We start from the raw sequence: 10,211 nt of genomic DNA on the forward strand, positions 1-10,211 counted from the left end.
GTAAGTGCCCGCCAGCGGTCCCAGCCCCCCTTACGGAAGCAGGTGGTATTGACGGCGAAGCTCTCGTCGGTAACGCCGTAGGCGAAGAGGGCGAGGAAGCGCCTGCTGACGCCGGGAAAATGCACGGAAAGGGCGGAGCTCATCAGCAGATGGCGCAGGTTGACCACGAAAGTGGTGGCTATGATCGCTGCGGCAGCAACGCCGCTTTGCAGCATGGCGACCGCTATGAACTGCGAACTGCCGGCGAACACCAAAGTCGACATCAGGAACACGTGCACCGGCCCGAGCCCGGCCTTCTGCGCGAGGACCCCAAAGGAGAGGCCGATCGGGATGAAGCCGAGGCAGATGGGCCAGGCGGCTTTCAGCCCATCCTTCAAGCGGGCGGACCGCTCGGGCGCCACGGCGACGTAACAGCTCTCCTCGGCAGAATCACTCATTCCGCGGCGGCCTCCACTCCTACCGGCAGTTTCCGGGCCAGGCTGATGGTGCACCAGGAGTAGACGGCCAGCCCGCACCAGACGCAGAGGAAGGTAATCAGGTGAGATGCGGTGAACTCCTCGCGGTAGACGCAGACGGCCAGCAGGAAGTGAATGCTCGGCGTGATGTACTGGAGGAAACCGATGGTCATCAGCCTCAGGCGTTTGGTGGCCGCAGTGAAGATGAGCAGCGGGATGGCGGTCACCACACCGGAGAGGAAGAGGACGGCGCTGTCGCCCATCGAGCCGGCGAGGAAGGTGCCCCGGCCGGCGACACCAAGCAGCACGAGGTAGATGGCGGCAGCGGGCCCGGCCAGAAAGGTCTCCACCGAGAGCCCCACCAGGGAGTCCACCGGGACCGTCTTCCTGAGCAGCCCGTACAGCCCGAAGGTGGCAGCCAGCACCAGCGCAATCCAGGGGATGGTGCCGAGCCTGATCGCTGAGAGGGCAAGCCCCACCACCGCCAGCAACACCCCTACCAGCTGCCAGCGCTGCATCCGCTCGTGCAGGAAGACGTAGCCGAGCACGATGTTCACCAGCGGGGTCATGAAGTAGCCGAGGCTGGACTGGAGCACCTCCCCCTTGCCGATGGCATAGATGAAGACCAGCCAGTTGGTGGCGATAAGAACGGTGGTGCAGCAGAGGGTAGCCAGCGTCCTTTTGGTGCGGAAGGCGGCGCGGATGTCGCCCCAGCGCCCCTTGACGGTCGCCAGGACGGAGAGGAACACCATCGACCAGACGACGCGGTGCGCCACTACCTCCAGCGGCGGGACGTGATCGACCAGCTTGAAGAAGATGGGGAAGAATCCCCAGACGAGGTACGCGGCGAGGCCGCAGATGACTCCGAGCCTCGCCTCCCTGCCGGGATCGGTCTGTGGTGCGACCTTGGTCATGCACTCTCCCGTATGGACGCGATCCGGCCGTCGGTGATGACGGTCAGCTCCTGGGGTGTCAGCCTGAACAGGGCGGCCGGCGTCCCCCCCGCAGCCCACAACTCGGGGTACTGCATCAGGTCCTCGTCGACGATGGTGTTGAGTTTCTGGGGGTGCCCGAGGGGAGCGACGCCGCCGATGGCGAAGCCGGTCTTTTCCCGCACGAAGGCGGCATCGGCTTTGCCGATCGCCTCACCGGCGAGTTCGGCAAGCTTCTCCACGCAGGCGCGGTTGCGGCCGCTGGTGAGGACGAAGAGCGCTTCCCCGCTGGTCTGGCCGCGGAAAAGAAGGGACTTCACGATCTGGCCGACGTCGCAGCCTACCACCCTGGCCGCATCCTCGGCGCTACGGGTGGTTTCCGAACGCTCTTCCACGCGGCAGGAAAGGCCAAGTGCGGTCAGGGCGTCCTGGACCTTCTGCGCGCTTTTGCTGAGTTGTGCTTCCATCCAACCTCCGGCAATGCCAAGATTTCAATCGATAGGAGTTACATCGAGCCGACCAGGTGCCAGGCTTCGGCGGTCCCGGGGTGACGGGCGGCGGCGGGTGCGGGGACACATTTGAGGCGGGCGGCTCCCACCGCTTCCACCACCGTGTGGTCGCTGGCTTCGATCTCCACCTGCTGGCCTGGACGCAGACAGTAGTCACGAGCGTCGCCGGTTCTGGTCACGTACAGCGAACCTTCCAGACATCGAACGGCATAATACCCGTTCCTGCCGTCAATCCCAAGCACCTCACGATCCTCGAGTCTGATTTCCATGCTCTCCCCCTTGCGCAGAATGCGCGGCTGTCACTGCAATGGTGACAACTATACCCAAGGAGAAGCAAGTGCAACAGATACATCAAACCACAATTGTTACCATAACAGTTTGACAAATGCCAAACTGTAACTCAAAATAATCGCCGCAACTGTTACTGTTCCGATGCTTGACTCGGGGGTAGGATGAGGCCCATGAAAACCAACGCCAATGCGAAAACGCCGCTGTATGAAGAGGTCGCGGGCCAGGTGGCCCACCTGATCGAGGAGGGGACCTTCGTCCCCGGCTCCAGGCTCCCTTCGGTGCGCGCCCTCAGCCGGCAGCTCAAGGTGAGCATCAACACGGTGATGGAGGCCTACGGCCTATTGGAGGACCGCCACCTCATCGAGGCGCGCCCCCAGTCGGGGTACTACGTACTGGCGCGCCGCGGCAACATCCCCGCCGAGCCGGCCATGTCCACCACCCGCTCGAAACCGACCCAGGTGAGCATCAAGGAACTCTCCAACATGATCATGCGCGACATGCGGGACACTTCCCTGGTGCCGCTGGGCGCGGCGATCCCCAACCCGGAGCATCTCCCGGTCGACCGGCTGAACCGGATGCTCTCCACCGAGGCCCGCCGCTTCCGGACGCAGAGCGTCTCCTACGAAAGCCCGCCGGGATGCGAGAAGCTGCGGGTGCAGGTGGCGCGGCGGCTGGTCTCCACCGGCTGCACGCTGACCCCGGACGAGATCGTCACCACCTGCGGCTGCATGGAGGCGGTCAACCTGGCGCTCCTCGCGGTCTGCCGCCCCGGCGACACGGTGGCCATCGAATCCCCCTCCTACTACAATTTCCTGCAGGCGCTGGAGCTGTACGGGCTGAAAGCGCTGGAGATCCCCACCCACCCGCGGGAAGGGATGAGCATCGACGCCCTGCGCTACGCGCTGGAGCACAACCGGATCAGCGCCTGCCTGGCGGTCACCAACTTCTCCAACCCGCTGGGGAGCCTGATGCCGGACGAGAGTAAGAAGGAGCTGGTGGAGCTCTTGACCGCCCACAACGTCCCCCTCATCGAGGACGACCTGAACGGGGACCTGAGCTTCTCGCACGAGCGCCCGCGGGTGGCGAAGTCCTACGACAAGAAGGGGATGGTGCTGCTCTGCTCATCCTTCTCCAAGACCCTCGCCCCCGGCTACCGGGTCGGCTGGATCGCGCCGGGACGCTACCAGGCGGAGATCGAGCGGCTGAAGGGGATCATCACCATCGCCGACGCCACCCCGCCGCAGCTCGCCATCGCCGAGTTCCTGGCCAACGGCGGCTACGATCATCACTTGCGGAGCCTGCGGCGCCTCCACGCCCGCCAGATCTCCGAGATGGCACAGGCGGTCGGGCGCTACTTCCCGGAGGGGACCAGGATCACCAACCCGGCCGGCGGTTTCGTCCTCTGGGTGGAGTTCCCCACCTACGTCGACTCGCTGGTGCTCTACGAGCAGGCTCTCAAGGCAGGCATCACCATCGCGCCCGGCCCGGCCTTCACGGTCACCCAGAAGTACAGGAACTGCATCCGCCTCAACGCCGGCTACTGGTCGGAGCGGGTGGAGCGGGCAATCGAAACGCTCGGCGAACTGGCTGCGGCCATGGAGCATGGATGATCGGGCCGGCAAACCCTGTGTGAACGGCTATTCTGTCAGTTCGAATCTGGCAGAATAGCAGCTGACTCCGACGTCTGCGAGCGGATGTAGAGTATGAGACCCACCACGCAGAGCACCACCCCGCCCCACCCCGCCATCCCCGGCAGCCTGCCGTGTAGGAAGACAATCTCCCCCAGAAGCGAGAAGAGCACCTCGGTCGACTGAGTGGCATCGACGGCCGCCATCTCCATCGGCGTCCTGGCCGAGTGCCGTGCCCGGTAGAAGAGGACCGTGGCGATCACACCGGAAAAAAGCGCCACCAGGAGCGTGTTGAGCAACTGCCCCCGGCTGGGCGCCGCAGGCTGCGACAATGCTACTAAAACGATCCAGAAGGGAAGCGAGCCGAGCACCATCAGGAGCACACGGCCCACGCTGCTGTCGACGGCGGGGTCCTCTATGCGGGGGATCAGGCGGCCGTTGCCGTGGCGCGCCTCCCACACCAGCTGGTTGCCGATCGGGTAGGCGAAGGCGGCGGCGATCACCGGGAGAACACCCAGAAGGATCTCCCGGGCCGAAGCCGAGCCCGCCTGTTCCACGGTGACCGAGATAATGCCGGCGAAGATGAGGATGGTGAAGAGGACGCCTTTAGCCGGCACCTTGTGGCCGAACATCAGGAGCACCACGGGGCTGGCCAGGATAGTCGCCTGCCAGGTGGTGGCGACCACCCAGCCGGGGGCGTAGCTGGAGGAAAAGGTCAAAAGCGCATAGAAGGCGCCGAAGCCGACGCTCCCCGCTACGCTCCAGAAGCACCAGTGCCGGCGGAAGGTGGCGAGGATCGCCCGCAGCTGGCGCGCCTGCCCGGTGACCAGCAGCCAGCCGGACAAAAGCAGCAGGGTGTAGAGGTAGCGCAGGCTGGCGGTCCACACCCAGCTCCCTCCGGCCAGGCTCATGGCGCGGTTCAGCACGAAGGTGCTGCTGAAGAAGAAGGCGGACAGGATGCCGATTACGATGAGATTGAGCATCACACGATGTGCAGGAAGCCCTTGATGCCGGTGAAGACCAGCTGGGCGGCGATGGCGGCCAGCATGAGGCCGGTCAGCTTGCTCAGGATGGTGATCCCCTTCCTGCCGATGACGTGCTCGATCCCCGAGGCGCAGAACAGGATGGCCCCGATGCAGATAACGGCTGCCGCAAGGGCGCCGCAACCGGCAGCTATCTGCCAGTTCTCCTGCAGGTCAGCTCCCATGACCATCAGGGCACCGGTGGTGGCCGGTCCCACCGTGATCGGTATCGCCAGGGGAACCACGGAGATGTCGTCCTGCCGCTCACCGGGCGCCATCCCCTCCCCCTGCACCATCTGCACGGCGGAAAGGAAGAGCAGCACCCCGGCACCGATCCGGAAGGCGTCCAGGGTGATGCCGAACAGCGAGAAGAGATGGTTGCCGAAGAAATAGAGGACGAAGCAGGCCAAAAGGACGGCGAAGGTCACCCGCACGGCGAGCTTGCGCCTCCCCTCGCCCCCCAGTTCCTGCGTCATGGAGAGAAAGACCGAGAGGACGAAGAAGGGGGTGAGCAGGAAGAAGAACTTGATCCAGACGCTGATGAAGAAGTTGAGATAGAGGTTCATGAGGGATCGGTCAGGGCTGACGAGGATTGTACCGCCGCCTCGGCCTTATCGTAGCGGGCGGAGACGCGGGTGAAGATGAAGAGGCCGGTGAAGATGAGGGAGCCTCCGGCAAGCTGCCGGAGGGTCGGATACTCGTGCAGGAAGATGGAGGCCCAGACGATGGCCCCCAGCGGCTCGCCGAGGATGCTGACCGACACGACCGAGGCCTTCACGTAGCGAAGCACCCAGTTGAAGGTTGTGTGACCGAGCACGGTGCAGACCGCGGCCAGACCGAGGAAGAGGAGCCAGTCGGTGGTCGGGTAGGGATAGAAGGGAACCCTTGCCGCCAGGGCGGCCGCGACCAGCACCAGGGAACTCGCGCCGTAGGTGACCACCGTGTAGCCGGAGAGCTGCACGCTCCCCCGCAGCCGCCTGCCGATCAGGATGTAGCCGGAGACGAAAACGGCGGCAGCCAGCGCCAGCAGGTCGCCGTAGAAGGCGGTCATGCCGGTCTTGAAATCTCCCGCCCCGATCACGAAGCTGCCGGAGAGCGCCAACAGCCCGCCGACCACCGCCATGCGGGGGACCTTCTCCTTGAAGAAGAGCCAGGAGCCGAGCACCACGAAGACCGGCTGGGTGGTGACGATGACCACCGAACTGGCGATGGAGGTGTACTTGAGCGAGGTGAACCAGGTGACGAAGTGCAGGGCGAGAAAAACCCCGCTGCCGGCGGACATCAGCAGCTGGCGGGAGTTCATCTCGCGCAGGGAGGCGAAGCGGCCGGGCAGGGCGGCAGGCGCCATCAGCAGGAAGGTGAAGAGCAGCCGGTAGCTGGCGATGATGAGCGGCGGCGCGCTGCACAGGCGCACGAAGAGTGCGGAGAAGGAAACGGCAAAAACCCCTACCAGGACTGCCAGGTAGGGGTTCATGAACGGTCGGTTGTCGGAACCTCGGGTCACCCTACTCTCCCAGGTATGCCTTGCGCACCTCGGGGTTGGCCGCGAGTTCCTTCGCGTCGCCCTGCAGGACCACCTCGCCGGTCTCCAGGACGTAGGCGCGGTTGGCGATGGAGAGTGCCATGTGGGCGTTCTGCTCCACCAGCATCACGGTGGTGCCGCTCTTGTTGATCTCGATGACCACCTCGAAGATCTTCTCCACCAGCATGGGGGCAAGTCCCATGGAGGGCTCGTCCAGAAGGAGCAGACGCGGGTTGGTCATCAGCGCGCGCCCCATGGCGAGCATCTGCTGCTCGCCGCCCGACAGCGTCTTGGCCAGCTGCTTGCGCCGCTCGGCCAGGCGCGGGAAGAGCTGGAAGGCACGCTCGATGCCGTCCTGCATCATCTTCTTGTCGCTCTTGGAGTAGGCACCCATCTCCAGGTTTTCCAGCACGCTCATCTTGGAGAAGACGCGGCGGCCTTCCGGGACCTGGCAGATCCCCATCTTCACGATCTCATGGGCGGGAACCTGGGTGATGTTCTTCCCCTCGAAGGTGACGGTGCCGGAGGCGGCGGGGACGATGCCGGAGATGGTGTTGAGGATGGTGGTCTTGCCGGCGCCGTTGGCGCCGATCAGGGCGACGATCTCGCCCTGCTTCACCTTGCAGTCTACATCCCGCAGGGCCTTGATCGCCTTGTAATTTACCGAAAGTTGTTCAACGACAAGCATTTCGAAATCCTTTAACAGGTGGTGTTGTTAGTGGCCTGCCGCCGCGGCCTTGCCGAGGTAGGCCTCGATGACCTTCGGGTTCGCGCGCACCTCTTCCGGGCGGCCGTCGGCGATCTTCACGCCGTAATCGAGCACCGTGATCCGGTCGGAGATCCCCATCACGAACTTCATGTCGTGCTCCACCAGGAAGACGGTGATGCCGGTCGCCCTGATCTTCTGCACGATCTCCATGAGGGCCTGCTTCTCGAAGGGGTTCATCCCGGCCGCCGGCTCGTCCAAGAGGATGATGCGGGGTTTGAGGGCCAGGGCGCGGGCGATCTCCAGGCGGCGCTGCTGTCCGTAGGAGAGGTTGCTGGCGAGTTCACCGGCCTTGGCCACCAGGTCCACGTGCTCCAGGCACTGCATGGCGAGCCGGACCAGTTCGACCTCCTGCTTCTGGACCAGGCGGGTCGGTGCCAGGATGGCGCCCAGAAGGCCCCAGCTTCCCTGGGTATGGGCGCCGATCAGCACGTTCTCCAGGACCGACAGCTCGTTGAAAAGGCGGATGTTCTGGAAGGTGCGGCCGATGCCGAGGGCGGCGATCTGGTGGGTGGACTTGCCGCTGATCAGGCCGCCGCCGAAGCTGATCTCACCCTCGGTCGGGGTGTAGATGCCGGTGATCAGGTTGAAGAGGGTGCTCTTGCCGGCGCCGTTGGGGCCGATCAGGGCCTGGATGCTCCCCTCCTCCACGGCGAGATCGACCTTGTCGACCGCCACGAGGCCGCCGAAGCGGATGGTTACCTTGTTGAGGTTCAGTATGCTAGCCATGCGGAAATTCCTGTTCGATTAGGTTCGGCCGCGGGGGCCCTTACAGCTCGCGCCGCTTCATGTCCGGGGTGAGGGTCTCGCTCGCCTTGCGCCCCAGCGCCTTCATCAGAAGACCGGTGAAGTTGACCCCGCCCAGGAGCCCGTTGGGACGGAACACCATCAGGCAGACCAGGAGCGCGCCGTACACCAGCATGCGGTACTGCGACATGAACCGGAGAAACTCGGGTGCGGCGGAGAGGACGGCGGAGCCGAACACGGTGCCGGGGATGCTCCCCAGGCCACCGAGCACCACCATGCTCAGGATGTCCACCGACTTCAGGAAGCCGAAGTCGGAGGGGTTGATGTAGTTCAGGAAGTGGGCGTAGAGGCAGCCGCCGATGCCGGCCAGGAAGGTGCCGATGGCGAAGGACTGCACCTTGTAGCGGGCCAGGTTGATCCCCATCGCCTCGGCGGCGATCTCGTCCTCGCGGATGGCCTTGAAGGCGCGTCCCAGGCGGGACGACTTCAGCCAGGTCACAAAGACGATGGAGAGGATCGCCACCAGCCAGACGTAGATCGGCATGGGGATCGGGGTCTTGGCCGGCACCACCTGCAGGCCGAGCGCCTTGTTGGTGATCTCCAGGTTCAGGAAGACGACCTTGACGATCTCGGCGAAGCCCAGCGTGCAGATGGCCAGGTAGTCGCCGGTGAGCCTGAGGATCGGGAAGCCGATGGCCGCCCCTATGAAGGCAGTTACCAGCCCGGAGGCGATCAGGGTCAGCTCGAAGGGGAGCCCCAGCCGGTTGGTGAGGATGGCGCCGGTGAAGGCCCCGATGCTCATGAAAGCCGCGTGTCCCAGGGAGAGCTGCCCGGTGAGCCCGGTGATCACGTTCAGGCCGAGAGCGAGCGGGATGGCGATGCCGATGTTGACGATGATCTGCAAGGTATAGGGGTCGATGGCCCCCACGATGCTCTGGAGAAAATGAGCCATATGCTTTAAACCTTTTTCTGGATTTTTTGGCCGAGCAGGCCGGTTGGCTTCAGCAGGAGCACCAGCACCAGGATGGCGAAGGCGATGGCATCGCGGTAGGAGGAGTAGCCGATGGCGACCCCGAACACCTCGGTCACCCCGAGCAGCACCCCGCCCAGCATGGCGCCCGGGATGGAGCCGATCCCGCCGAGCACCGCGGCGGCGAAGGCCTTGAGGCCGGCCATCAGCCCCATGTTGAAGGTCACCGCGTTGAAGAGGAGCCCCACCAGCATGCCGCCGGCGGCGGCCAGGGCCGAGCCGAGCGCGAAGGTGAAGGAGATCACCCGGTTCACGTTGATCCCCATCAGTGCTGCGGCGGTGTAGTCCTCGGAGGTGGCCCGCATCGCCTTGCCGATCTTGGTCTTCTGCACGATGAACTCCAGCGCCAGCATGAGCGCCGCGGAGATGCCGATGATGGAGAGCTGCAGGGTGGAGATGTCGGCGTTTCCGATGTGGATCTGGCGCAGCGGGAAGGCGGTGTCGGGGAAGGCCTTGGCGTCGGCGCCGAACAGCATGAGCGCGAGCGAAGAGAGGAAGATGGAGACCCCGATGGCCGAGATCAGCGCGGAAAGCCGGGACGATTTGCGCAGCCTGCGGTAGGCGATCAGTTCGATCACCACCCCGAGCAGCATGCAGAAGGTCATGGAGAGCGCCATGGCCACGAAGATGTTGAGCTTGAAGTAGGTGATGAGGAGCAGCCCCACGAAGGCACCGGCCATGAAGATCTCGCCGTGGGCGAAGTTGATCAGGGTGATGATGCCGTACACCATGGTGTAGCCGAGGGCGATCAGGGCGTAGGTGCTCCCGAGCGCTACACCGTTGATGAGTTGCTGTAAGAACATGGACGGTCCTTTGCTTGGATTGGTCCGGCGGGGCCGGCAATCCATCCTATGGTCACCCCGGGCGGCTTTCGCCTGGAGCTTTTTCTCTCTTTGCGAGGGTCGAGGGCGGGATTCGGTACTGTATACCCTATTTTCGCAAACCGTGGATTTCTATCATGATTGGCCGCCGGGGGGCAAGACAAATATTTGGTCGTACCAAATATTATATTGACCTCATTACATCCGAGTTCCGCAGGGTTAGCTACGGCAGGACCATTTGACCGGCCACCGCGGGCGCCCTTGCCACCAGACACCCGTTATTCCGGCAGGTTACAGTTGGCGGGGTTTTCCACACGCCAGCTGTAACCCTTCCCCGATCAGATGATCCGGCTCAGGAAGCTCTTGATCCGCTCGTTGCCCCCCTGGGTGTCGAAGAACTCCTGCGGGGTGCCTGCGGCGATGAGGTCGCCCCTTTCCATGAACATCACCCGGTCGGCCAGTTCGCGCGCGAAACCCATGTGGTGGGT

12 protein-coding genes are annotated in these 10,211 nt (G+C 64.2%); 1 reads left to right on the forward strand and 11 read right to left on the reverse strand.

From position 1 onward, the window contains the following. The 4 genes from VJ604_RS13920 to VJ604_RS13935 all read right to left on the reverse strand — a co-directional run. Positions 1-437, reverse strand: a 437-nt coding sequence (locus VJ604_RS13920; RefSeq protein ID WP_324083446.1) for an AzlC family ABC transporter permease, incomplete at its 3' end; no start/stop codon positions are given. Beyond that, positions 434-1,369 (reverse strand): EamA family transporter RarD, encoded by a 936-nt coding sequence (rarD, locus tag VJ604_RS13925; RefSeq protein ID WP_324083448.1) that lies wholly within the window; start codon positions 1,367-1,369, stop codon positions 434-436. The genes rarD and VJ604_RS13920, both read right to left, overlap by 4 nt. Further along, entirely contained in the window at positions 1,366-1,854 is a 489-nt protein-coding gene (locus VJ604_RS13930) for a YbaK/EbsC family protein (RefSeq protein WP_324083450.1), read from the reverse strand. The genes rarD and VJ604_RS13930 overlap by 4 nt, the downstream gene beginning before the upstream one ends. A 38-nt stretch (positions 1,855-1,892) precedes the next feature. Next, on the reverse strand, positions 1,893-2,165 hold the full coding sequence (locus VJ604_RS13935) for a DUF2917 domain-containing protein (RefSeq protein WP_324083453.1): 273 nt from the start codon (positions 2,163-2,165) through the stop codon (positions 1,893-1,895). Between the two features lie 192 nt (positions 2,166-2,357). On the opposite strand from VJ604_RS13935, the gene VJ604_RS13940 reads away from it, so the two are divergent. Next, complete coding sequence (locus tag VJ604_RS13940; protein WP_324083455.1) at positions 2,358-3,797, forward strand: aminotransferase-like domain-containing protein; 1,440 nt, start codon at positions 2,358-2,360, stop codon at positions 3,795-3,797. A gap of 35 nt (positions 3,798-3,832) precedes the next feature. Here VJ604_RS13940 and VJ604_RS13945 read toward each other — a convergent pair whose 3' ends face one another. The 7 genes from VJ604_RS13945 to VJ604_RS13975 are packed head-to-tail and all read right to left on the reverse strand — an operon-like array spanning position 3,833 to position 9,705. Then, positions 3,833-4,798, reverse strand: a complete 966-nt coding sequence (locus tag VJ604_RS13945; RefSeq protein ID WP_324083456.1) for a DMT family transporter — start codon at positions 4,796-4,798, stop codon at positions 3,833-3,835. After that, positions 4,798-5,403, reverse strand: coding sequence for a MarC family protein (locus VJ604_RS13950; RefSeq protein ID WP_324083459.1), 606 nt, complete (start codon positions 5,401-5,403; stop codon positions 4,798-4,800). Before VJ604_RS13950 ends, VJ604_RS13945 begins: the two co-directional genes overlap by 1 nt. Beyond that, positions 5,400-6,341 (reverse strand): DMT family transporter, encoded by a 942-nt coding sequence (locus VJ604_RS13955; RefSeq protein ID WP_324083461.1) that lies wholly within the window; start codon positions 6,339-6,341, stop codon positions 5,400-5,402. The genes VJ604_RS13950 and VJ604_RS13955 overlap by 4 nt, the downstream gene beginning before the upstream one ends. A gap of 1 nt (position 6,342) precedes the next feature. Further along, complete coding sequence (locus VJ604_RS13960) at positions 6,343-7,047, reverse strand: ABC transporter ATP-binding protein (protein ID WP_324083463.1); 705 nt, start codon at positions 7,045-7,047, stop codon at positions 6,343-6,345. A 27-nt stretch (positions 7,048-7,074) separates the two neighbouring features. Further along, positions 7,075-7,854, reverse strand: coding sequence for an ABC transporter ATP-binding protein (locus VJ604_RS13965; RefSeq protein ID WP_324083466.1), 780 nt, complete (start codon positions 7,852-7,854; stop codon positions 7,075-7,077). A 40-nt stretch (positions 7,855-7,894) separates the two neighbouring features. Continuing rightward, positions 7,895-8,824, reverse strand: coding sequence for a branched-chain amino acid ABC transporter permease (locus VJ604_RS13970; RefSeq protein ID WP_324083468.1), 930 nt, complete (start codon positions 8,822-8,824; stop codon positions 7,895-7,897). 5 nt (positions 8,825-8,829) lie between these two features. Then, positions 8,830-9,705: a branched-chain amino acid ABC transporter permease gene (locus VJ604_RS13975; protein WP_324083470.1), complete on the reverse strand. Its 876-nt coding sequence runs from the start codon at positions 9,703-9,705 to the stop codon at positions 8,830-8,832. Positions 9,706-10,211: the final 506 nt, after the last annotated feature.

The sequence above is a fragment of the Geomonas sp. genome (assembly GCF_035254065.1).
In the GTDB taxonomy this organism is placed as follows: Bacteria; Desulfobacterota; Desulfuromonadia; order Geobacterales; family Geobacteraceae; genus Geomonas.